Raw genomic sequence first — 24,739 nt, forward strand, 5'->3', positions numbered from 1 at the left:
AGGAACGAATTCCCGCCAAATTTAGGGGTACAAGAGTCTAAAGAGGATCTTGTCCCCAGTCAAGGCAAGGCCCCGACCTTCCCGCTCATCCAACCTCGACAAATTGTCTTGATTCGATGAACGGAACGATCAGGGCCTTACGCTCGATTATCGCAGAACTCAGTTACCGCTCGAGTTCAGCGCTTCGGTCAGTGCAGCTTCCACTTCACTGGCGCTCACGCGCAACGGTTTGTCAGCATCACGGCGACGCTTACGCTCGCTGTGATAAGCCAGACCGGTACCGGCCGGGATCAGACGACCCACGACTACGTTTTCTTTCAGGCCGCGCAGGTAATCGCGCTTGCCGGTTACCGCCGCTTCGGTCAGTACTCGAGTGGTTTCCTGGAAGGAAGCCGCCGAGATGAACGATTCGGTGGACAACGACGCCTTGGTGATACCCAGCAGCACGCGAGTGAACTTGGAAACGAATTTCTCGTCGCCCGCCAGACGCTCGTTCTCTACCAGAACGTGAGTCAATTCCATCTGGTCGCCCTTGATGAAAGTGGAATCGCCAGATTCAGCGATTTCAACTTTACGCAGCATCTGACGCAGGATGGTCTCGATGTGCTTATCGTTGATCTTCACGCCTTGCAGACGATAAACGTCCTGGATCTCGTTCACGATGTACTTGGCCAGCGCACTCACACCCAGCAGACGCAGGATGTCGTGTGGATCGCTTGGACCGTCGGAGATAACTTCGCCGCGGTTTACCTGTTCGCCTTCGAAGACGTTCAGGTGACGCCACTTCGGAATCAGCTCTTCGTACGGATCGGTACCGTCGTTCGGGGTAATAACCAGACGGCGCTTGCCCTTGGTCTCTTTACCGAACGCGATGGTGCCGCTGACTTCAGCCAGAATCGAGGCTTCTTTCGGACGACGGGCTTCGAACAAGTCGGCAACACGCGGCAGACCACCGGTGATGTCACGGGTCTTCGAAGTCTCTTGCGGGATACGAGCGATAACATCACCGATCGCGATCTTCGCACCATCCGCTACACCGACCAGGGCGTTGGCAGGCAGGAAGTACTGAGCAATTACGTCGGTACCCGGCAGCAAGAGATCCTTGCCGTTGTCATCAACCATCTTCACAGCAGGACGGATATCTTTACCGGCAGCTGGACGGTCTTTGGCGTCGAGTACTTCAATGTTGGTCATACCGGTCAATTCGTCAGTCTGACGCTTGATCGTGATGCCTTCTTCCATGCCCACGTAGGTCACGGTACCTTTCATTTCGGTAACGATTGGGTGAGTGTGCGGATCCCACTTGGCCACGATTGCGCCAGCGTCGACCTTGTCACCTTCTTTAACCGAAATCACAGCACCGTACGGCAGCTTGTAACGCTCGCGCTCACGACCGAAGTCATCAGCGATTGCCAGCTCACCGGAACGGGACACAGCAACCAGGCAACCATCCACTCGCTCAACGTGCTTCAGGTTGTGCAGACGGACCGTGCCGCCATTTTTCACCTGAACGCTGTCGGCTGCGGAGGTCCGGCTTGCCGCACCACCGATGTGGAACGTACGCATGGTCAGCTGGGTACCCGGCTCACCGATGGACTGGGCAGCAATAACGCCGACCGCTTCACCGATGTTCACCTGGTGACCACGAGCCAAGTCACGGCCGTAGCACTTGGCGCAAATGCCATAGCGGGTTTCGCAGCTGATCGGCGAACGCACGATCACTTCATCAATGCTGTTCAGCTCGATGAACTCAACCCACTTCTCGTCTACCAGCGTACCGGCAGGAACGATGATTTCTTCGGTACCTGGCTTGAATACGTCACGGGCGATAACACGACCCAATACGCGTTCACCCAACGGCTCAACAACGTCACCGCCTTCAATGTGCGGAGTCATTACCAGGCCATGTTCGGTGCCGCAATCGATCTCGGTTACAACCAGATCCTGCGCCACGTCTACCAGACGACGAGTCAGGTAACCGGAGTTCGCAGTTTTCAACGCGGTATCCGCCAAACCTTTACGAGCACCGTGAGTAGAGATGAAGTACTGAAGTACGCTCAAACCTTCACGGAAGTTCGCAGTAATCGGCGTCTCGATGATGGAACCGTCCGGCTTGGCCATCAGGCCACGCATACCGGCGAGCTGACGGATCTGCGCAGCAGAACCCCGTGCGCCCGAGTCGGCCATCATGTACATCGAGTTGAAGGACTCTTGGTCGACTTCGACGCCATGACGGTCGATGACTTTCTCTTTCGAGAGGTTGGCCATCATCGCCTTGGAAACTTCGTCGTTCGCCTTGGACCAAAGGTCGATCACTTTGTTGTACTTCTCGCCCTGGGTTACCAGGCCGGAGGCGTACTGACTTTCGATCTCTTTCACTTCATCAGTAGCAGCATTGATGATGCGGGCTTTTTCATCGGGGATAACGAAGTCGTTAACACCAATGGAAACGCCGGAAATGGTCGAATAGGCAAAACCGGTGTACATCAACTGGTCAGCGAAGATCACGGTCTCTTTCAAACCAACCACGCGGTAGCACTGGTTGATCAGCTTGGAGATCGCCTTTTTCTTCATCGGCTGGTTGACGACGTCGTACGACAGGCCAGGTGGGACAACCTGGAACAGCAACGCACGGCCGACGGTGGTGTCGACGATACGGGTGTTCTTGACGCTGCCACCATCACGATCGTTGACGGTTTCGTTGATCCGCACTTTGACTTTAGCGTGCAGTGCGGCTTCGCCGGCACGGAACACACGGTCAACTTCTTGCAGATCCGCGAACACACGACCTTCGCCCTTGGCGTTGATCGCTTCACGAGTCATGTAGTACAGACCCAGTACAACGTCCTGCGACGGCACGATGATTGGCTCACCGTTGGCTGGCGACAGAATGTTGTTGGTCGACATCATCAACGCACGCGCTTCCAACTGGGCTTCCAGTGTCAGCGGTACGTGCACGGCCATTTGGTCGCCGTCGAAGTCGGCGTTGTACGCAGCACAGACCAGAGGGTGCAGCTGGATAGCCTTACCTTCGATCAGTACCGGTTCAAACGCCTGGATACCCAGACGGTGAAGGGTCGGTGCACGGTTGAGGAGAACCGGGTGTTCACGGATCACTTCAGCGAGAACGTCCCAAACCTCTGGCAGCTCGCGCTCAACCATCTTCTTGGCAGCTTTGATGGTGGTCGCGAGACCACGCATTTCCAGCTTGCCAAAAATGAACGGCTTGAACAGCTCGAGAGCCATTTTCTTCGGCAGACCGCACTGGTGCAGACGCAGGGTCGGACCTACGGTAATTACCGAACGACCGGAGTAGTCAACACGCTTACCGAGCAAGTTCTGACGGAAACGACCTTGTTTACCCTTGATCATGTCAGCCAGGGATTTCAGAGGACGCTTGTTGGAACCGGTGATAGCGCGGCCACGACGACCGTTGTCGAGCAGTGCGTCGACGGCTTCCTGCAACATACGCTTTTCGTTGCGCACGATGATGTCCGGAGCGGACAGATCAAGCAGGCGCTTCAAGCGGTTGTTACGGTTGATCACTCGACGATACAGATCGTTGAGGTCGGAAGTCGCGAAGCGACCGCCATCCAGCGGGACCAGTGGACGCAGATCTGGCGGCAGAACCGGCAGAACGGTCAGCACCATCCATTCTGGAAGGTTGCCGGAACCCTGGAAGGCTTCCATCAACTTCAGACGCTTGGACAGCTTCTTGATTTTGGTTTCGGAGTTGGTTTGCGGAATTTCTTCACGCAGACGGCCAATCTCGTGTTCCAGGTCGATAGCGTGCAGCAGTTCACGGACAGCTTCGGCACCCATGCGGGCATCGAAATCGTCGCCGAACTCTTCCAGCGCTTCGAAGTACTGCTCATCGTTGAGCAGCTGACCTTTTTCAAGGGTGGTCATGCCTGGGTCGATAACGACATAGCTCTCGAAGTAGAGAACGCGTTCGATATCACGCAGTGTCATGTCCATCAGCAAGCCGATACGCGACGGCAGCGATTTCAGGAACCAGATGTGGGCAACTGGCGAGGCCAGTTCGATGTGCGCCATGCGCTCACGGCGAACTTTAGCCAGCGCGACTTCAACGCCGCACTTCTCGCAGATCACACCACGGTGCTTCAAGCGCTTGTACTTACCGCACAGGCACTCGTAATCCTTTACCGGGCCAAAGATCTTGGCGCAGAACAGGCCGTCACGCTCAGGTTTGAACGTACGGTAGTTGATGGTTTCCGGCTTTTTAACTTCACCGAACGACCACGAACGGATCATCTCAGGCGATGCCAATCCAATACGGATGGCGTCGAACTCTTCGACTTGACCCTGGTTTTTCAGCAAATTCAGTAGGTCTTTCAAGGCCTTTCCTCCTGGCGGAGCAGAGAGCGGGCAATCCTGCCCCGCTCTCGATTCGCGTCACGTGTTATTCGGTTTCCAGATCGATATCGATGCCGAGGGAACGAATTTCCTTGATCAACACGTTGAAGGACTCGGGCATGCCCGGCTCCATACGGTGATCGCCATCCACGATGTTTTTGTACATCTTGGTACGGCCGTTCACATCGTCCGACTTCACTGTGAGCATTTCTTGCAGAGTGTAAGCAGCACCGTATGCTTCCAGTGCCCAGACCTCCATCTCCCCGAAACGCTGACCACCGAACTGTGCCTTACCACCCAGCGGCTGCTGGGTAACCAGGCTGTACGAACCGGTAGAACGAGCGTGCATCTTGTCGTCTACCAAGTGGTTCAGCTTCAGCATGTACATGTAGCCAACAGTAACCGGGCGCTCGAACTTGTTGCCGGTACGGCCGTCGGTCAGCTGCATCTGGCCGCTTTCTGGCAGGTCTGCCAGTTTCAGCATGGCCTTGATTTCGCTTTCCTTGGCGCCGTCGAACACTGGAGTGGCCATTGGAACGCCGCCACGCAGGTTCTTCGCCAGATCCAGAATTTCCTGGTCGGAGAAGCTATCCAGATCTTCGTTACGACCGCCGATCTGGTTGTAGATCTCGTCGAGGAATTTACGAAGCTCAGCGACTTTGCGCTGCTCTTCGATCATCCGGTTGATCTTCTCGCCCAGACCTTTGGCCGCGAGGCCGAGGTGGGTTTCAAGGATCTGACCAACGTTCATACGCGAAGGTACGCCCAACGGGTTGAGGACGACGTCGACCGGGGTGCCATTGGCATCGTGCGGCATGTCTTCAACCGGCATGATCACGGAGACCACACCTTTGTTACCGTGACGACCGGCCATCTTGTCGCCCGGCTGGATGCGGCGACGGATTGCCAGGTAAACCTTGACGATTTTCAGCACGCCTGGAGCCAGGTCATCGCCCTGCTGCAGTTTGCGCTTCTTGTCTTCGAACTTGTCGTCCAGCAGACGGCGGCGATCAACGATATAGGCCTGAGCCTTCTCGAGCTGCTCGTTCAGAGCATCTTCAGCCATGCGCAGTTTGAACCACTGACCATGCTCAAGACCGTCGAGAACTTCGTCGGTGATGTCCTGACCTTTCTTCAGACCGGCGCCGCCTTCGGCTTTGTGGCCGACCAGAGCAGAGCGCAGACGTTCGAAAGTAGCGCCTTCAACGATACGGAACTCTTCGTTCAGGTCCTTGCGGATCTCGTCGAGCTGAGTCTTCTCGATCGACAGTGCACGAGCATCACGCTCAACGCCGTCGCGGGTGAAGACCTGTACGTCGATGACGGTACCCTTGGTGCCGGTAGGCACGCGCAGGGAGGTGTCTTTAACGTCGCTGGCTTTTTCACCGAAGATGGCACGCAGCAGCTTCTCTTCCGGAGTCAGTTGGGTCTCGCCTTTCGGAGTGACCTTGCCCACCAGGATGTCGCCTGCGCCAACTTCAGCACCTACGTAAACGATACCGGCTTCGTCCAGCTTGTTCAGTGCAGCTTCACCCACGTTCGGGATGTCTGCAGTGATTTCCTCTGGCCCAAGCTTGGTGTCACGTGCCACACAGGTCAGTTCCTGAATGTGGATCGTGGTGAAGCGATCTTCTTGAACAACTCGCTCCGACAGGCAGATGGAGTCTTCGAAGTTGTAACCGTTCCAGGCCATGAACGCGATGCGCATGTTCTGACCCAGCGCCAGTTCACCCATGTCGGTGGACGGGCCGTCAGCCATGATGTCGCTGCGCTGAACCCGATCACCTTTACGCACCAGCGGCCGCTGGTTGATGCAGGTGTTCTGGTTGGAGCGGGTGTATTTGGTCAGGTTGTAGATGTCGACACCAGCTTCACCGGTTTCAACTTCATCATCAGCAACACGAACCACAATACGGCTGGCATCAACGGAGTCGATTACGCCGCCACGACGAGCCACGACGCAAACGCCGGAGTCACGGGCTACGTTACGCTCCATGCCGGTACCGACCAGCGGCTTGTCAGCACGCAAGGTTGGTACAGCTTGACGCTGCATGTTCGAACCCATCAACGCGCGGTTGGCGTCATCGTGCTCGAGGAACGGGATCAGCGACGCTGCAACCGAAACAACCTGCTTCGGCGATACGTCCATCAAGGTGACGTCTTCCGGCGCCTTGACGGTGAACTCGTTCAAGTGACGAACAGCTACCAGCTCGTCGACCAGCATTTTCTTGTCGTTCATCGTGGCCGAAGCCTGAGCGATCACGTGATCAGCTTCTTCGATGGCGGACAGGAACACGATCTCGTCGGTGACCAGAGCGTCTTTCACCACGCGGTACGGGCTCTCGAGGAAGCCGTACTGGTTGGTGCGCGCATAAGCGGCCAGGGAGTTGATCAGGCCGATGTTCGGACCTTCCGGCGTTTCGATCGGGCATACACGACCGTAGTGAGTCGGGTGTACGTCACGAACTTCAAAGCCAGCGCGCTCACGAGTCAAACCGCCAGGGCCGAGTGCAGATACACGACGCTTGTGGGTGATCTCGGACAGCGGGTTGTTCTGGTCCATGAACTGGGACAGCTGGCTGGAACCGAAGAACTCTTTCACCGCCGCAGCCACAGGCTTGGCGTTGATCAGGTCTTGCGGCATCAGGCCTTCGCTTTCAGCCATCGACAGCCGCTCTTTGACCGCACGCTCAACACGTACCAGGCCAACGCGGAACTGGTTTTCAGCCATTTCGCCTACGCAGCGAACACGACGGTTACCCAGGTGGTCGATGTCATCGACGATGCCTTTACCGTTACGGATGTCGACCAGAGTCTTCAGAACCGCGACGATGTCTTCCTTGCACAACACGCCCGAACCTTCGATCTCGGTACGACCGATACGACGGTTGAACTTCATCCGGCCGACCGCAGACAGGTCATAGCGCTCAGGGCTGAAGAACAGGTTGTTGAACAGAGTCTCGGCAGCGTCTTTGGTTGGCGGCTCGCCTGGACGCATCATGCGATAGATCTCGACCAGCGCTTCCAATTGGTTGCTGGTGGAGTCGATCTTCAGAGTGTCGGAGACGAACGGACCGCAGTCGATATCGTTGGTATACAGAGTTTCGATGCGAACAACCTGAGACTTGGCGATTTTTGCCAGGATCTCGGTGTTCAGCTCGGTGTTGCACTCTGCCAGGATTTCGCCGGTTGCCGGATGCACGATGACCTTGGCGGTAGTGCGACCCAGGACGTAGTCCAGAGGCACTTGCAGCTCTTTGATCCCGGCTTTTTCCAGCTGGTTGATGTGGCGAGCGGTGATACGACGACCTTGCTCGACAATAACCTTGCCTTTGTCATCCAGGATATCCAGGACAGCAATTTCACCACGCAGGCGCTGAGGCACCAGTTCCAGGCTGAGGTTTTCACCTTGCACATGGAAGACGTTGGTGGTGTAGAACGCGTCCAGCACTTCTTCAGTGGTATAGCCCAGCGCGCGCAGCAGTACCGATGCAGGCAGCTTGCGACGACGGTCGATACGCACGAACACGCAGTCTTTCGGGTCGAACTCGAAGTCCAACCACGAACCGCGGTAAGGAATGATGCGCGCGGAGTAAAGCAGTTTGCCGGAGCTGTGCGTCTTGCCACGGTCGTGGTCGAAGAACACGCCCGGGGAACGGTGCAACTGGGAAACGATTACACGCTCGGTACCGTTGATTACGAAGGTACCGTTCTCAGTCATCAGGGGGATTTCACCCATGTAGACTTCTTGCTCTTTGATGTCCTTGATCGCTTTGTTCGACGATTCTTTGTCGAAAATGATCAGGCGCACTTTTACCCGCAACGGTACGGCGTAAGTTACACCGCGCAATACGCATTCTTTGACATCAAATGCCGGTTCGCCCAGGCGATAACCGACGTACTCCAGCGCAGCATTGCCGGAGTAGCTGATGATCGGGAAAACGGATTTGAAGGCCGCATGCAGGCCCACGTCGCGGAACTGATCTTTAGTCGCTCCCGCTTGCAAGAATTCACGATACGAATCCAGCTGGATGGCCAGGAGGTACGGCACATCCATGACGTCCGGCAACTTGCTAAAGTCCTTGCGGATACGTTTTTTCTCAGTATATGAGTAAGCCATCAGCGTTCCCCAGCTTGGTCACCTGCTTGTTTGGCCCCTCCCGACGGGAGCAGCCAGAAAATCGTGCAAACCCCATGGTTTGCGCCACCGCATCGGGTGGTTACAGCTCGTTACCAGCACCGACCCAGTCGGCTGCCAATAACGGAAAAAGGCCGGTGGCAAGAGCCACCAGCCATCAGCCTTTCGCTTAACGCTTGGGCTGGAGGTGCAAAGTCGATGCTTACTTCAGCTCGACTTTAGCGCCTGCTTCTTCCAGAGTGGCTTTTGCTTTGTCAGCTGCGTCTTTCGAAACAGCTTCCAGAACAACGCCAGGAGCGCCGTCAACTACAGCCTTGGCTTCTTTCAGGCCCAGACCGGTCAGTTCACGTACTGCCTTGATCACGTTAACTTTCTTCTCGCCAGCTTCCAGCAGCATGACGTTGAATTCAGTTTGTTCTTCAACAACGGCAGCGACAGCAGCTGGACCAGCGGAAGCAGCGGCAGCGGAAACGCCGAACTTCTCTTCCATGGCCTTGATCAGCTCAACGATTTCCAGAACGGATTTTTCGCCGATTGCTTCGATGATTTGGTCGTTAGTCAGAGACATGACTATAAATTCCTGTATTGGGGTGACAGCCTACGCGGCCATCGAAATAAACAATAAACGCTGAAAGGAGTCGCTCAGCCTTAGGCTGCGGCGGCTTCTTTCTGGTCGCGAAGAGCCGCCAGAGTACGAGCCAATTTGCTGGTTGCGCCTTGAATCACGCTCATCAGCTGAGAAATTGCTTCGTCACGGGTCGGCAGGCTTGCCAGTACGTCGATCTGATTAGCTGCGAGGAACTTGCCCTCGAACGCAGCTGCCTTGATCTCGAACTTATCCTGACCTTTTGCGAACTCTTTGAAGATACGGGCAGCAGCACCCGGATGTTCTTTGGAGAATGCAATCAAGGTCGGGCCAGTGAACACGTCGTTGAGCACGTCATATTGAGTGCCAGCAACGGCGCGCTTGAGCAGGGTGTTACGTACAACACGTACGTAAACGCCAGCTTCACGAGCCTCTTTACGGAGTCCGGTCATAGCGCCTACTGTTACGCCACGGGCATCAGCCACGACAGCGGACAGAGCAACTTGGGCAGCCTTGTTGACTTCAGCGACGATGGCCTTCTTGTCTTCAAGTTTAATTGCCACGGGAAAAACTCCTGCTTGTTACCGTTTCATCCAACCGAGGCCAGATGTCGTTTTGGTGTCTGATTCGGTAAGGAACCGGGAGCACCATCTGCGTAGGCTTGAGGTTTAAGACTTGCGCCGCCTACGGTCTTGGATAGCCCCCGCCAGGCAGGGACCCCAATCTTTCAATTGGCGCAATCGCTTGCGCCAACTTCTGTCTTACGCGTCGAGCGAGCCTTGGTCGATGACCAGACCTGGACCCATGGTGGTGCTCAGGGTAACGCGCTTGACGTAAATACCTTTCGATGAAGCTGGCTTGATACGCTTCAGATCAGCGATCAGAGCTTCAACGTTTTCCTTCAGCTTGACGGCATCGAAGCCGACTTTGCCAACGGAAGTGTGGATGATGCCGTTTTTGTCGGTGCGATAACGAACCTGACCAGCCTTGGCGTTTTTAACCGCGGTAGCTACGTCTGGAGTTACGGTGCCGACTTTAGGGTTAGGCATCAGGCCACGTGGACCGAGGATCTGACCCAACTGGCCCACAACGCGCATTGCATCCGGGGATGCGATAACTACGTCATAGTTCAGGTCGCCGCCTTTCATTTCGGCAGCCAGGTCGTCCATACCTACACGGTCAGCGCCGGCAGCCAGAGCGGCCTCAGCAGCTGGACCCTGGGTGAACACTGCAACGCGTACAGTCTTGCCAGTGCCGTGTGGCAGCACAGTAGCGCTACGAACAACCTGGTCGGATTTACGCGGGTCAACACCCAGGTTTACAGCAACGTCGAACGACTCGCTGAACTTGACAGTCGACAGCTCAGCCAGCAGAGCAGCAGCGTCTACAAAGTTGTAGGACTTGCCTGCTTCGATTTTGCCGGCGATAGCTTTTTGACGCTTGGTCAACTTAGCCATTACACACCCTCCACGTTAAGGCCCATGCTACGAGCAGAACCGGCGATAGTACGCACGGCTGCGTCCATATCAGCTGCAGTCAGATCCGCGTTTTTGGTTTTCGCGATTTCTTCCAGCTGAGCACGGGTCACGGTGCCAACCTTAACGGTGTTCGGACGAGCGGAACCGCTAGTCAGACCAGCCGCCTTCTTCAGCAGAACCGAAGCAGGTGTGGATTTTGTTTCGAAAGTGAAGCTACGGTCGCTGTAAACAGTGATGATCACTGGAGTCGGCAGGCCTGGCTCAATACCCTGAGTACGGGCGTTGAAAGCCTTGCAGAATTCCATGATGTTCACGCCGTGCTGACCCAAAGCAGGACCAACAGGTGGGCTTGGGTTAGCCTGAGCGGCCTTCACTTGCAGCTTGATGTAAGCGGTAATCTTCTTGGCCATGAGGCACTCCAATTACGGGTTCGAACGCCTCGAAAGGCTCCCCGGTTACTTGCGCGTTTATCCCAGTGACGACAAAACCCCACAGCCTAGGGCTGCGGGGTTGGGATGCTTGCCCAGCTAGACCTTTTCGACCTGGCTGAACTCTAGCTCTACCGGAGTAGAGCGACCGAAAATGAGCACCGCCACTTGGATCCGGCTCTTTTCGTAGTTAACTTCTTCAACCGTACCGGTAAAATCGGCAAACGGTCCGTCATTGACACGCACCGACTCACCTGGCTCGAACAATGTCTTCGGCTTCGGCTTGTCGCTACCATCAGCAACGCGACGCAGAATCGCTTCTGCCTCTTTATCTGTAATTGGCGCAGGCTTATCAGCAGTACCGCCAATGAAACCCATGACCCGAGGAGTATCCTTGACCAAGTGCCAAGTACCCTCATTCATATCCATCTGAACCAGCACGTAACCTGGGAAGAATTTGCGCTCGCTTTTGCGTTTCTGGCCATTACGCATTTCAACCACTTCTTCAGTGGGAACCAGAATTTCGCCAAAGCCATCTTCCATGCCAGCCAGCTTTACGCGCTCTACCAACGAGCGCATGACATGCTTCTCGTAACCGGAGTAAGCATGCACAACGTACCAACGCTTAGCCACGGGACACCCTTAGCCGACAATCAAGGAAACAAGCCAGCCGAGCAGGGAATCAAGCCCCCACAACAGCAACGCCATAACCAGAACAACAGCCACAACAATCAACGTGGTCTGCGTGGTTTCTTGGCGAGTTGGCCATACGACTTTACGAATCTCGGTGCGAGCTTCCTTAACCAGTACAAAGAAAGACTTGCCCTTGACTGTCTGCAGGCCTACAAAGGCAGCTACAGCAGCAATGACGAGCAAAGCTAGTACGCGGTACAGGATCGGCGAAGCAGAGTAATACTGATTGCCAACAACGCCAACAACCACCAAAGCGACTACTACTAGCCACTTGAGCAGATCGAAGCGAGAGCCTTGAGCTTCAGCTTTAGGAGTCATCTATGAAGATCCTGTGAAAAGAAAGCCAGACACACCAAGTGAATCTGGCAGGTCAGGAGGGAATCGAACCCCCAACCTACGGTTTTGGAGACCGTCGCTCTGCCAATTGAGCTACTGACCTAAAACAAAATCAGGCCGACCATTATGCCGGCCCGAAAAAGACATTACAACTATTTACTCGATAACCTTCGCTACAACACCAGCTCCGACGGTACGACCGCCTTCACGGATTGCGAAACGCAGACCATCTTCCATTGCTATGGTTTTGATCAGAGTGACGGTCATTTGGACGTTGTCACCTGGCATCACCATTTCAACACCTTCTGGCAGCTCGCAGTTACCAGTCACGTCAGTCGTACGGAAGTAGAACTGTGGACGGTAACCCTTGAAGAATGGCGTATGACGACCACCCTCTTCCTTGCTCAGAACGTAAACCTCAGCAGTGAACTTGGTATGCGGCTTGACGGTGCCAGGCTTGACCAAAACCTGGCCACGCTCAACATCGTCACGCTTCGTACCACGCAGCAAAACGCCGCAGTTCTCGCCAGCACGACCTTCGTCGAGCAGCTTGCGAAACATCTCAACACCAGTGCAAGTAGTTTTGACAGTGTCACGAAGACCAACAATCTCGACTTCTTCCTGAATGCGGACAATGCCACGCTCAACACGACCAGTCACGACAGTACCGCGACCGGAGATCGAGAACACGTCCTCGATCGGCATCAGGAACGGCTTGTCGATAGCACGCTCAGGCTGCGGAATGTAGCTATCCAGAGTCTCAACCAACTTCTTGACGGCAGTAGTGCCCATCTCGTTATCGTCTTGACCGTTCAACGCCATCAGCGCCGAACCAATGATGATCGGAGTGTCATCACCTGGGAAATCGTAAGTGCTCAGCAGATCGCGCACTTCCATCTCAACCAGCTCCAGCAGCTCAGCGTCGTCAACCATGTCAGCCTTATTCAGGAAGACAACGATGTACGGAACGCCAACCTGGCGGGACAGCAGGATGTGCTCACGGGTCTGCGGCATCGGACCATCAGCGGCCGAGCAAACCAGAATCGCACCATCCATCTGAGCAGCACCGGTGATCATGTTCTTTACGTAGTCGGCGTGACCAGGGCAGTCAACGTGTGCGTAGTGACGCACGGCCGAATCGTACTCAACGTGAGCGGTGTTGATGGTAATACCACGAGCTTTTTCTTCAGGGGCGCTATCGATTTTGTCGAAGTCAACTTTCGCCGAACCGAAAACTTCGGAACAGACGCGAGTCAAAGCTGCCGTCAGAGTGGTTTTACCGTGGTCGACGTGACCAATAGTACCAACATTGACGTGCGGCTTATTACGTTCGAACTTTTCCTTAGCCATCAAAATCACCCCTAGGAGAAGAATTGAGCAAGTCAAACAAGCCATTAAAACAAAGGCAGATATTTTCATATCTGCCTTGTTATATGGAGCTCTTGAGCGGATTTGAACCGCTGACCTCACCCTTACCAAGGGTGTGCTCTACCAACTGAGCTACAAGAGCGTAACACTGCGCAGGATCTGCAAACTTGGAGCGGGTAGCGGGAATCGAACCCGCATCATCAGCTTGGAAGGCTGAGGTTCTACCACTAAACTATACCCGCGAGCGCTTGCAGCTCTCGCTAAAAATGGTGGAGGGGGAAGGATTCGAACCTTCGAAGTCGTAGACGTCAGATTTACAGTCTGATCCCTTTGGCCGCTCGGGAACCCCTCCTAAGCGAGCCGGCATTCTATATCATGCCAGCCTTCTGTCAAGCATTTTCTCATTAAAAACCTGAGGTTAGCTGCGTTGACATCGCTTCGTAGCTCTTACCGTTAAAGGTCTTCACTGCGAAGCGGGCGCCATTCTATGCAAACTATTCGGCAGGTGCAACCCCCTCGCACGGCATTATTTTATGTTTTAACTCATTGAATTCTCTAGAAAGGTTTTTCAACTGCGCATCATCCAGCCAACGGCGGCTTTCTGGTGCCACTCGCACCCAGTATCCAACCGCCTCTGAAGGATCCTTCGGCAAGGACTGAAACTTGATATCCATACCACTCAGTCGCCGCTCAACCGCCTGAGCCGCGTCCTGGCGAGTAAATCCGCCCAGATAGAGACAGCCATTGTCCGCCTGGGCAGGCTGCCCCTTCTCTCGAGCCGCGTCTGCCGTCTCGCTCAGCAATCGGATATCCTGCTGCGACCCTCGATACAAACTTAACGGTGTTACGTCTTTCGCGCGAAGAGGGGCCTCTTGTTGATGCCAGATGTAATAGAACACATTAAGAACGAGCAGCAGCAGGAACAACCAACGCATAAAAACCTCAGGACAAGGGGCACGCCATAGCCAAACCTACAAAGACGAGATCAGGAACCACCCTGGCGCCGGGTACAACTTCAGCAACCAGGTCCGCATCTCCACCAGTGAGAAATACATCAAAGTCCTCCCCCCAATAACTACGCGCCATCTCCAACTGGGTCAGGACAAAGCCTCTCAGCATCTGCAAGCATCCCCGCTCAACCGCTTCGACGGTTGTACGACCCGGAACGAGACTCTCCAGCGCGCGCTCCGCCGCAAGATCCCCATAACGAATTTTACGGGTGTGGGTGCGCAGCTGGTTCCGCATCAATGGCATTCCTGGACAAATAAATCCTCCCAGATGCTCTCCGTCATTCGAGATGAAATCAGCTGTAACCGCAGTACCAAAATCGAGCACGAGGCATGCCCCCGAAGCCAGGTGAAAACCCCCAAGCATCGCCAACCAGCGATCGAGTCCCAGCCTCTCAAACTCTTCATAACCGTTACGAACGCCGGACATTTCGCGAACCGGAGCCGCACACGCCACCGACACACTGAAAGTGTCTTCAAGTAGCGAAATCAATGCCCCGGTTTCTTCAGCGGTTCTAACACTGACTAACCGACAAAACTTCAGCACCAGTCCCTTGAGCGCGCCCAAACTCCCCAGCAATGCGTGATCAGAATCAACGACTCCCTCGCCGACCACCCGCCGAGCATCTGCGTCCAGCACACGCCATTTGATAAAACTGTTTCCGCAGTCGAGCTCAAGAATCATCACGCAACCTCAGACTCAGCTCTCCGCCACTAAAGACTTTTTCCACACCACCCACCTTCAGTCGCAGGGCACCCTGATTATCGATCCCCAACACTTCGCCATCTATTTTATTAACCCCTGCAATCAACGACACCGCTCGCCCCTGCCATAGATGATTTTGCTCCCACTCTGCCTGGATAGCGGAAAATCCTTCGACTTGATGCCGTTCCAAATACTTCTGCAACACCGCACCTAACTCGGCGACCAGGTGATTGCGGTCAAACACCTTGCCCGACTCGAGCCGCATAGAAGTCCACTGCTGATCAACCTCGCCGGTAATCTGCATGTTCACATTAATTCCAACGCCCAGGACCACATGACACACATCCGCAGGATCCCCCACCAACTCGAGCAATATTCCGGCGATCTTTTTCTGCCCGACCAGAACATCGTTAGGCCATTTCAAGCCAGCACCTGATACACCAAACTCTCGCAGGGTCTGCATCACGGCGAGCCCAACGACAAGACTCAGGCCTTCAAGCTGGCGCATGCCACCTTCAATGCGGAGCACCAAGCTGTAATAAATATTTTCCGCGAACGGACTCACCCATTTTCGCCCTCTCCGCCCACGACCCGCCGTCTGGCGCTCGGCGAGCACCAGAAACGGCGCAGCCTGACCCTGCCCTATTGCACGCAAAGCCTCTGCATTGGTGGAGTCAATGGAGTCGAAAACCAGAATGGGCCAACCACAAGAAGACGCCTGCTCCTCTATCTTGTCCGGATCAAGCAGCGTCAGTGGTGCAGCCAGTTGATAGCCGCGCCCCCGCACCTTGTGGATAGATAAGCCCAACTCAGCTTCCAAGTGCTGAAGCTGTTTCCATACGGCGCTACGACTGATGCCCAAGGCAACGCCCAAGGCCTGACCCGAATGGAATCGGCCATCTTTAAGAAGCTTTAACAACGTCAGCATGCAAGTCTCGCCTCACAATGAGGCCCGCATGATAGCCATGGCCCGACCCGTTGCATAGAAACCCTATGAGGCAAACTTTCCTGCGGGCAAAACAAAACCCCTACCTGCATACGCAGATAGGGGTTTCGGAATTTAATCTTGACGATGACCTACTCTCACATGGGGAAACCCCACACTACCATCGGCGATGCATCGTTTCACTGCTGAGTTCGGGATGGGATCAGGTGGTTCCAATGCTCTATGGTCGTCAAGAAATTCGGTAGCCGGCTCGTTCTCCTTGCGGATCACGCTCCAGCGAATGGGTATGTGATAGATCTTGGTGCTTTGTGAGTATCTCGAACTTTCGGTTCGTTTCGTCTTCACACACCGCAATCTGGCCTCTTTCGAGTTCACAAATTGCTTGGGTGTTATATGGTCAAGCCTCACGGGCAATTAGTATTGGTTAGCTCAACGCCTCACAGCGCTTACACACCCAACCTATCAACGTCGTAGTCTTCGACGGCCCTTCAGGGGACTCAAGGTCCCAGTGAGATCTCATCTTGAGGCTAGTTTCCCGCTTAGATGCTTTCAGCGGTTATCTATTCCGAACATAGCTACCCGGCAATGCCACTGGCGTGACAACCGGAACACCAGAGGTTCGTCCACTCCGGTCCTCTCGTACTAGGAGCAGCCCCTCTCAAATCTCAAACGTCCACGGCAGATAGGGACCGAACTGTCTCACGACGTTCTAAACCCAGCTCGCGTACCACTTTAAATGGCGAACAGCCATACCCTTGGGACCGGCTTCAGCCCCAGGATGTGATGAGCCGACATCGAGGTGCCAAACACCGCCGTCGATATGAACTCTTGGGCGGTATCAGCCTGTTATCCCCGGAGTACCTTTTATCCGTTGAGCGATGGCCCTTCCATACAGAACCACCGGATCACTAAGACCTACTTTCGTACCTGCTCGACGTGTCTGTCTCGCAGTCAAGCGCGCTTTTGCCTTTATACTCTACGACCGATTTCCGACCGGTCTGAGCGCACCTTCGTACTCCTCCGTTACTCTTTAGGAGGAGACCGCCCCAGTCAAACTACCCACCATACACTGTCCTCGATCCGGATAACGGACCTGAGTTAGAACCTCAAAGTTGCCAGGGTGGTATTTCAAGGTTGGCTCCACGCGAACTGGCGTCCACGCTTCAAAGCCTCCCACCTATCCTACACAAGCAAATTCAAAGTCCAGTGCAAAGCTATAGTAAAGGTTCACGGGGTCTTTCCGTCTAGCCGCGGATACACTGCATCTTCACAGCGATTTCAATTTCACTGAGTCTCGGGTGGAGACAGCGCCGCCATCGTTACGCCATTCGTGCAGGTCGGAACTTACCCGACAAGGAATTTCGCTACCTTAGGACCGTTATAGTTACGGCCGCCGTTTACCGGGGCTTCGATCAAGAGCTTCGCGTTAGCTAACCCCATCAATTAACCTTCCGGCACCGGGCAGGCGTCACACCCTATACGTCCACTTTCGTGTTTGCAGAGTGCTGTGTTTTTAATAAACAGTCGCAGCGGCCTGGTATCTTCGACCGGCATGGGCTTACGCAGTAAATGCTTCACCCTCACCGGCGCACCTTCTCCCGAAGTTACGGTGCCATTTTGCCTAGTTCCTTCACCCGAGTTCTCTCAAGCGCCTTGGTATTCTCTACCCAACCACCTGTGTCGGTTTGGGGTACGGTTCCTGGTTACCTGAAGCTTAGAAGCTTTTCTTGGAAGCATGGCATCAACCACTTCGTCACCCAAAGGGTAACTCGTCATCAGCTCTCGGCCTTAGAATCCCGGATTTACCTAAGATTCCAGCCTACCACCTTAAACTTGGACAACCAACGCCAAGCTGGCCTAGCCTTCTCCGTCCCTCCATCGCAATAACCAGAAGTACAGGAATATTAACCTGTTTTCCATCGACTACGCTTTTCAGCCTCGCCTTAGGGACCGACTAACCCTGCGTCGATTAACGTTGCGCAGGAAACCTTGGTCTTTCGGCGTGGGTGTTTTTCACACCCATTGTCGTTACTCATGTCAGCATTCGCACTTCTGATACCTCCAGCAAGCTTCTCAACTCACCTTCACAGGCTTACAGAACGCTCCTCTACCGCATCACCTAAGTGATACCCGTAGCTTCGGTGTATGGTTTGAGCCCCGTTACATCTTCCGCGCAGGCCGACTCGACTAGTGAGCTATTACGCTTTCTTTAAAGGGTGGCTGCTTCTAAGCCAACCTCCTAGCTGTCTAAGCCTTCCCACATCGTTTCCCACTTAACCATAACTTTGGGACCTTAGCTGACGGTCTGGGTTGTTTCCCTTTTCACGACGGACGTTAGCACCCGCCGTGTGTCTCCCATGCTCGGCACTTGTAGGTATTCGGAGTTTGCATCGGTTTGGTAAGTCGGGATGACCCCCTAGCCGAAACAGTGCTCTACCCCCTACAGTGATACATGAGGCGCTACCTAAATAGCTTTCGAGGAGAACCAGCTATCTCCGAGCTTGATTAGCCTTTCACTCCGATCCACAGGTCATCCGCTAACTTTTCAACGGTAGTCGGTTCGGTCCTCCAGTTAGTGTTACCCAACCTTCAACCTGCCCATGGATAGATCGCCCGGTTTCGGGTCTATTCCCAGCGACTAGACGCCCTATTAAGACTCGCTTTCGCTACGCCTCCCCTATTCGGTTAAGCTCGCCACTGAAAATAAGTCGCTGACCCATTATACAAAAGGTACGCAGTCACCCAACAAAGTGGGCTCCCACTGCTTGTACGCATACGGTTTCAGGATCTATTTCACTCCCCTCTCCGGGGTTCTTTTCGCCTTTCCCTCACGGTACTAGTTCACTATCGGTCAGTCAGTAGTATTTAGCCTTGGAGGATGGTCCCCCCATATTCAGACAAAGTTTCTCGTGCTCCGTCCTACTCGATTTCATGACTAAGAGATTTTCGCGTACAGGGCTATCACCCACTATGGCCGTACTTTCCAGAACGTTCCGCTAATCTCAAAGCCACTTAAGGGCTAGTCCCCGTTCGCTCGCCACTACTAAGGGAATCTCGGTTGATTTCTTTTCCTCAGGGTACTTAGATGTTTCAGTTCCCCTGGTTCGCCTCTTAAGCCTATGTATTCAGCTTAAGATAACCATCTTATGATGGCTGGGTTCCCCCATTCAGACATCTCCGGATCAAAGTCTGTTTGCCGACTCCCCGAAGCTTTTCGCAGGCTACCACGTCTTTCATCGCCTCTGACTGCCAAGGCATCCACCGTATGCGCTTCTTCACTTGACCATATAACCCCAAGCAATCTGGTTATACTGTGAAGACGACATTCGCCGAAAATTCGATAATACTCAATTAAGAGCAACTCACAAATTTTACCTTAGCCTGATCCGTTACCAGTGAAAGTAACGTTCAGTCTATCTTTCTATCACATACCCAAATTTTTAAAGAACGATCTAATCAAAGACTAGAAATCAACATTCACCATCATCACGATGGAATGCTCATTTCTAAGCTTTCAACAACAGAAGCAGTAGTGGTGGAGCCAAACGGGATCGAACCGTTGACCTCCTGCGTGCAAGGCAGGCGCTCTCCCAGCTGAGCTATGGCCCCGTATTGCTACAGGTTCCCACACAAAAATTGGTGGGTCTGGGCAGATTCGAACTGCCGACCTCACCCTTATCAGGGGTGCGCTCTAACCAACTGAGCTACAGACCCAATTTCGGGCTGCTTCTTATCGTCTTCTTCAATGAATCAAGCAATTCGTGTGGGAACTTATGGAGCAGCTGATGTCGTCGATTAAGGAGGTGATCCAGCCGCAGGTTCCCCTACGGCTACCTTGTTACGACTTCACCCCAGTCATGAATCACACCGTGGTAACCGTCCTCCCGAAGGTTAGACTAGCTACTTCTGGTGCAACCCACTCCCATGGTGTGACGGGCGGTGTGTACAAGGCCCGGGAACGTATTCACCGCGACATTCTGATTCGCGATTACTAGCGATTCCGACTTCACGCAGTCGAGTTGCAGACTGCGATCCGGACTACGATCGGTTTTCTGGGATTAGCTCCACCTCGCGGCTTGGCAACCCTCTGTACCGACCATTGTAGCACGTGTGTAGCCCAGGCCGTAAGGGCCATGATGACTTGACGTCATCCCCACCTTCCTCCGGTTTGTCACCGGCAGTCTCCTTAGAGTGCCCACCATTACGTGCTGGTAACTAAGGACAAGGGTTGCGCTCGTTACGGGACTTAACCCAACATCTCACGACACGAGCTGACGACAGCCATGCAGCACCTGTCTCAATGTTCCCGAAGGCACCAATCCATCTCTGGAAAGTTCATTGGATGTCAAGGCCTGGTAAGGTTCTTCGCGTTGCTTCGAATTAAACCACATGCTCCACCGCTTGTGCGGGCCCCCGTCAATTCATTTGAGTTTTAACCTTGCGGCCGTACTCCCCAGGCGGTCAACTTAATGCGTTAGCTGCGCCACTAAGAGCTCAAGGCTCCCAACGGCTAGTTGACATCGTTTACGGCGTGGACTACCAGGGTATCTAATCCTGTTTGCTCCCCACGCTTTCGCACCTCAGTGTCAGTATCAGTCCAGGTGGTCGCCTTCGCCACTGGTGTTCCTTCCTATATCTACGCATTTCACCGCTACACAGGAAATTCCACCACCCTCTACCATACTCTAGCTCGACAGTTTTGAATGCAGTTCCCAGGTTGAGCCCGGGGATTTCACATCCAACTTAACGAACCACCTACGCGCGCTTTACGCCCAGTAATTCCGATTAACGCTTGCACCCTCTGTATTACCGCGGCTGCTGGCACAGAGTTAGCCGGTGCTTATTCTGTCGGTAACGTCAAAACAGCACAGTATTAATGTACTGCCCTTCCTCCCAACTTAAAGTGCTTTACAATCCGAAGACCTTCTTCACACACGCGGCATGGCTGGATCAGGCTTTCGCCCATTGTCCAATATTCCCCACTGCTGCCTCCCGTAGGAGTCTGGACCGTGTCTCAGTTCCAGTGTGACTGATCATCCTCTCAGACCAGTTACGGATCGTCGCCTTGGTGAGCCATTACCTCACCAACTAGCTAATCCGACCTAGGCTCATCTGATAGCGCAAGGCCCGAAGGTCCCCTGCTTTCTCCCGTAGGACGTATGCGGTATTAGCGTCCGTTTCCGAGCGTTATCCCCCACTACCAGGCAGATTCCTAGGCATTACTCACCCGTCCGCCGCTCTCAAGAGAAGCAAGCTTCTCTCTACCGCTCGACTTGCATGTGTTAGGCCTGCCGCCAGCGTTCAATCTGAGCCATGATCAAACTCTTCAGTTCAAACATCTTTGGGTTTTTAAGAAACCCTAAACTTGGCTCAGCAATCGTTGGTTACATCTTTGATTTCTCGCGGAGTAACTTGTGATGCTGATAATCTTGTTGACTATCAGTCTGACTCCACAAGCACCCACACGAATTGCTTGATTCAGTTGTTAAAGAGCGGTTGGTTAAGATCTTTCGTCTCAACCGAGGCGCGCATTCTACAGCAGCCTCTGTTGCTGTCAAGCGGTTATTTTTCGAAGTTTTCAAAGTTTCCTCTGCAACTTCAACCACTTGCGCTTTCGATCTCTCGTCAGCGGGAGGCGAATTCTACAGCGTTACTCGCTGCTGTCAACACCTCTTTTTCAACTCCCTTTCGGCTTCGATGACCTGAAGCAACTCACTGTCGAAAACTGCGTAACTCTTTGTTTACCAAGGAGTTTTCCGTTTCGACTGCGCCGGAAGTGGGGCGAATTATAGAGGCTCAGAATCTGCCGTCAAGCGCTGATTTCAGCTTTATTAGGATTTGAGCGTAATACGCGCAAATGCCTTCTTCCCGGCCTGGCAAACGTGAGTCGCGCCCAGTACGTATATAAAGGTGCGATCAACAACCTCACCATCAATACGCACACCGCCCGAATTCAGCAGATCACGCGCGACCGCCGAGTTCTTCACCAAGCCAGCCTTATTAAGGACCGCGGCAATCGGCATATCTTCGGCAGCACTCAACTCGATCTCCGGCAGGTCATCCGGCAGCTCGCCTTCCTTCATACGGTTACCCGCCGCACGGTGAGCATTGGCCGCGGCCTCCTCCCCATGGAAGCGCGCAACGATCTCTTCGGCCAGCTTGATCTTGATGTCACGAGGGTTCGCGCCCGCTTCGACATCAGCACGGAATGCATTGATCTCATCCATGGAGCGGAAACTGAGCAATTCGAAGTACCGCCACATCAACACATCCGGAATGGAAACCAGCTTGCTGTACATGACGCCCGGCGCTTCCTGGATACCGACGTAGTTGCCCAAGGACTTGGACATCTTCTTCACACCATCCAGACCTTCGAGCAGCGGCATCGTCAGAATGCACTGCGGCTCCTGACCATAAGCACGTTGCAGCTCACGCCCCATCAGCAGGTTGAACTTCTGATCGGTACCGCCCAGCTCGATATCCGCGCGCAGAGCGACAGAGTCATAACCCTGGACCAGCGGATAAAGGAACTCGTGAATAGCGATCGGCTGATTGGTCGTGTAACGCTTGTCGAAGTCATCGCGCTCCAGCATCCGAGCCACGGTGTACTGCGAAGTCAGACGGATGAAGTCGGCCGGCCCCATCTGATCCATCCAGGTGGAGTTGAACGCCACCTCTGTTTTGGCCGGATCAAGAATCTTGAAGACCTGAGTCTTGTAGGTCTCGGCATTCTCGAGAACCTGCTCGCGCGTGAGCGGAGGGCGGGTCGCACTCTTGCCGCTCGGATCACCGATCATCCCGGTGAAGTCACCTATAAGGAAGATCACCTGATGCCCCAGCTCCTGGAACTGGCGCAGCTTATTAATAAGCACGGTATGACCCAGGTGCAAATCCGGCGCAGTCGGATCGAAGCCAGCCTTGATACGTAGCGGCTGGCCACGCTTGAGCTTTTCGATCAGCTCGGACTCGACCAACAATTCTTCCGCACCACGTTTAATCAGCGCTAGCTGCTCTTCAACCGACTTCATAACAGACCCGCAAGGCTCGAATTCAAAGGGGACTAACCATACAAGATCACGCGTCAAATACAAAGTTTGGCCGGCGCAATGACGCCAATCCGCAGGCAGAGCGTCCGCGGACTTGCTTCAGAGATGATTTGGTTATATTTTATACAGTTATTTCATCTTCATCATGTCATTCATCTTTTCCAATTCATCTTTTTCAAAGTCAAAAATTACCTATGACCAAAGAATCGTCTAAAGCGCCGCCGCTTTACCCGAAGACCCACCTGCTCGCAGCAAGTGGTATTGCCGCTCTTCTGAGCCTGGCGCTTCTGGTATTCCCTTCCAGTGATGTTGAAGCCAAAAAGACGACCCTGAGTCTTGAACTGGAAAGCCCTGCTGAACAACTGACACAAGATCAAGACGCCGCTGATGCCGCTCAAGCCACAAATGAACCGGTGACTTCCCCCTTCGCGCAGATCGATAACAGCGCCGAAGACACGCAGGAAACCGCTGAGGCCGCGCCTGCAGCCGCAACTGTGCCGCCGGTCGCCGAAGAAAAGAAGGCACCCAACCACAGGGAAGTGATCGTCGCCAAGGGCGACACACTTTCTACACTATTCGAGAAGGTTGGCCTCCCGGCTGCGTCAGTGCATGACGTGCTGGCTAGCGACAAACAGGCCAAGCAATTCAGCCAGCTCAAACATGGCCAGAAACTTGAATTCGAACTAAGCCCTGATGGCCAGCTCACCAACTTACACAGCAAGGTCAGCGACCTCGAAAGCATCACCCTGACTAAGAATGACAAGGGTTACGTGTTCAACCGCATTACCGCCAAACCTACCGTGCGCTCCGCCTATGTTCATGGTGTGATCAACAGCTCGCTGTCGCAATCCGCTGCCCGTGCCGGTCTGTCCCATAGCCTGACCATGGACATGGCCAGCGTGTTTGGCTACGACGTCGACTTCGCCCAGGATATTCGCCAGGGCGACGAGTTTGATGTGATCTACGAACAGAAAGTCGTCAACGGCAAGGCTGTCGGCAACGGTCCGATCCTTTCCGCACGCTTCACCAACCGCGGCAAGACCTACACCGCCGTGCGCTACACCAACAAACAAGGCAATAGCAGCTACTACACCGCTGACGGCAATAGCATGCGCAAGGCGTTCATCCGTACGCCGGTTGACTTCGCCCGCATCAGCTCGAAATTTTCGATGGGCCGCAAACACCCGATCCTGAACAAGATCCGTGCCCACAAAGGCGTCGACTACGCAGCGCCGCGCGGCACGCCGATCAAGGCTGCCGGTGACGGTAAAGTGTTGCTGGCTGGTCGCCGCGGCGGCTATGGCAATACCGTAATCATCCAGCACGGCAACACTTACCGTACGCTGTACGGGCATATGCAGGGCTTCGCCAAAGGTGTGCAGACCGGCGGGAACGTCAAGCAAGGCCAGGTGATTGGCTACATCGGTACCACCGGGCTTTCTACAGGTCCGCACTTGCACTATGAGTTCCAGGTCAACGGCGTTCACGTCGATCCACTGGGCCAAAAGCTGCCGATGGCCGATCCGATCGCCAAGGCCGAGCGCGCACGTTTCCTGGCGCAAAGCCAACCGCTGATGGCGCGCATGGATCAAGAGAAAGCCACCATGCTCGCTTCCAGCAAGCGCTAAGC

At 54.3% G+C, this 24,739-nt stretch carries 14 protein-coding genes, 6 tRNA genes and 3 rRNA genes; 1 reads left to right on the forward strand and 22 read right to left on the reverse strand.

What is annotated here, in order from left to right:
* Nucleotides 1-159: 159 nt before the first annotated feature.
* From rpoC to tyrS, 22 genes are all read right to left on the reverse strand, one after another.
* Nucleotides 160-4,359: a DNA-directed RNA polymerase subunit beta' gene (gene rpoC, locus ACA052_RS26075; protein WP_008145492.1), complete on the reverse strand. Its 4,200-nt coding sequence runs from the start codon at nucleotides 4,357-4,359 to the stop codon at nucleotides 160-162.
* Between the two features lie 64 nt (nucleotides 4,360-4,423).
* On the reverse strand, nucleotides 4,424-8,497 hold the full coding sequence (rpoB, locus tag ACA052_RS26080) for a DNA-directed RNA polymerase subunit beta (protein WP_497305859.1): 4,074 nt from the start codon (nucleotides 8,495-8,497) through the stop codon (nucleotides 4,424-4,426).
* A 220-nt stretch (nucleotides 8,498-8,717) separates the two neighbouring features.
* A complete protein-coding gene (gene rplL / locus ACA052_RS26085; protein WP_008145490.1) occupies nucleotides 8,718-9,083 on the reverse strand; it encodes a 50S ribosomal protein L7/L12 in 366 nt (121 codons plus the stop codon).
* Nucleotides 9,084-9,163: 80 nt separating this feature from the next.
* Complete coding sequence (gene rplJ / locus ACA052_RS26090) at nucleotides 9,164-9,664, reverse strand: 50S ribosomal protein L10 (RefSeq protein ID WP_010467255.1); 501 nt, start codon at nucleotides 9,662-9,664, stop codon at nucleotides 9,164-9,166.
* A gap of 198 nt (nucleotides 9,665-9,862) precedes the next feature.
* Complete coding sequence (gene rplA, locus ACA052_RS26095) at nucleotides 9,863-10,558, reverse strand: 50S ribosomal protein L1 (RefSeq protein WP_007896626.1); 696 nt, start codon at nucleotides 10,556-10,558, stop codon at nucleotides 9,863-9,865.
* Nucleotides 10,558-10,989 carry a 50S ribosomal protein L11 gene (gene rplK, locus ACA052_RS26100; RefSeq protein WP_003210097.1) on the reverse strand — a complete coding sequence of 144 codons (432 nt, stop codon included), beginning with the start codon at nucleotides 10,987-10,989 and terminating at the stop codon, nucleotides 10,558-10,560. The genes rplA and rplK overlap by 1 nt, the downstream gene beginning before the upstream one ends.
* 117 nt (nucleotides 10,990-11,106) lie before the next feature.
* Nucleotides 11,107-11,640: a transcription termination/antitermination protein NusG gene (gene nusG, locus ACA052_RS26105; protein ID WP_007896622.1), complete on the reverse strand. Its 534-nt coding sequence runs from the start codon at nucleotides 11,638-11,640 to the stop codon at nucleotides 11,107-11,109.
* Nucleotides 11,641-11,649: 9 nt separating this feature from the next.
* Nucleotides 11,650-12,018 carry a preprotein translocase subunit SecE gene (gene secE / locus ACA052_RS26110; RefSeq protein ID WP_007896620.1) on the reverse strand — a complete coding sequence of 123 codons (369 nt, stop codon included), beginning with the start codon at nucleotides 12,016-12,018 and terminating at the stop codon, nucleotides 11,650-11,652.
* Between the two features lie 45 nt (nucleotides 12,019-12,063).
* A tRNA-Trp gene (locus tag ACA052_RS26115) sits at nucleotides 12,064-12,139 on the reverse strand.
* Between the two features lie 53 nt (nucleotides 12,140-12,192).
* Entirely contained in the window at nucleotides 12,193-13,386 is a 1,194-nt protein-coding gene (tuf, locus tag ACA052_RS26120) for an elongation factor Tu (RefSeq protein WP_007896619.1), read from the reverse strand.
* An 84-nt stretch (nucleotides 13,387-13,470) separates the two neighbouring features.
* Nucleotides 13,471-13,546 (reverse strand) — tRNA-Thr (locus ACA052_RS26125).
* A 26-nt stretch (nucleotides 13,547-13,572) separates the two neighbouring features.
* Nucleotides 13,573-13,646: transfer RNA gene (locus ACA052_RS26130), tRNA-Gly, on the reverse strand.
* Nucleotides 13,647-13,671: 25 nt separating this feature from the next.
* A tRNA-Tyr gene (locus ACA052_RS26135) sits at nucleotides 13,672-13,756 on the reverse strand.
* 142 nt (nucleotides 13,757-13,898) lie between these two features.
* The gene (locus ACA052_RS26140; RefSeq protein WP_497647392.1) at nucleotides 13,899-14,339 is read right to left on the reverse strand and encodes a hypothetical protein; all 441 of its coding nucleotides are present in this window, start codon (nucleotides 14,337-14,339) and stop codon (nucleotides 13,899-13,901) included.
* Nucleotides 14,340-14,346: 7 nt separating this feature from the next.
* Nucleotides 14,347-15,096 carry a pantothenate kinase gene (locus ACA052_RS26145; protein WP_497647393.1) on the reverse strand — a complete coding sequence of 250 codons (750 nt, stop codon included), beginning with the start codon at nucleotides 15,094-15,096 and terminating at the stop codon, nucleotides 14,347-14,349.
* Nucleotides 15,086-16,045, reverse strand: a complete 960-nt coding sequence (gene birA, locus ACA052_RS26150; RefSeq protein ID WP_497647394.1) for a bifunctional biotin--[acetyl-CoA-carboxylase] ligase/biotin operon repressor BirA — start codon at nucleotides 16,043-16,045, stop codon at nucleotides 15,086-15,088. The genes ACA052_RS26145 and birA overlap by 11 nt, the downstream gene beginning before the upstream one ends.
* Before the next feature lie 136 nt (nucleotides 16,046-16,181).
* Nucleotides 16,182-16,297: ribosomal RNA gene (gene rrf / locus ACA052_RS26155) — 5S ribosomal RNA — on the reverse strand.
* Between the two features lie 159 nt (nucleotides 16,298-16,456).
* Nucleotides 16,457-19,348, reverse strand: a 23S ribosomal RNA gene (locus ACA052_RS26160).
* Nucleotides 19,349-19,596: 248 nt separating this feature from the next.
* Nucleotides 19,597-19,672, reverse strand: a tRNA-Ala gene (locus ACA052_RS26165).
* A 28-nt stretch (nucleotides 19,673-19,700) separates the two neighbouring features.
* Nucleotides 19,701-19,777: transfer RNA gene (locus ACA052_RS26170), tRNA-Ile, on the reverse strand.
* Between the two features lie 82 nt (nucleotides 19,778-19,859).
* Nucleotides 19,860-21,396, reverse strand: a 16S ribosomal RNA gene (locus ACA052_RS26175).
* The 16S, 23S and 5S rRNA genes sit together here with 2 tRNA genes alongside, the layout of an rRNA operon.
* Before the next feature lie 498 nt (nucleotides 21,397-21,894).
* Nucleotides 21,895-23,091 (reverse strand): tyrosine--tRNA ligase, encoded by a 1,197-nt coding sequence (tyrS, locus tag ACA052_RS26180; RefSeq protein WP_497647395.1) that lies wholly within the window; start codon nucleotides 23,089-23,091, stop codon nucleotides 21,895-21,897.
* Between the two features lie 212 nt (nucleotides 23,092-23,303).
* On the opposite strand from tyrS, the gene ACA052_RS26185 reads away from it, so the two are divergent.
* Nucleotides 23,304-24,737 carry a peptidoglycan DD-metalloendopeptidase family protein gene (locus tag ACA052_RS26185; protein ID WP_497647396.1) on the forward strand — a complete coding sequence of 478 codons (1,434 nt, stop codon included), beginning with the start codon at nucleotides 23,304-23,306 and terminating at the stop codon, nucleotides 24,735-24,737.
* The last annotated feature ends 2 nt before the right edge of the window (nucleotides 24,738-24,739 follow it).

It is taken from the genome of Pseudomonas sp. LBUM1644 (genome assembly GCF_059716195.1).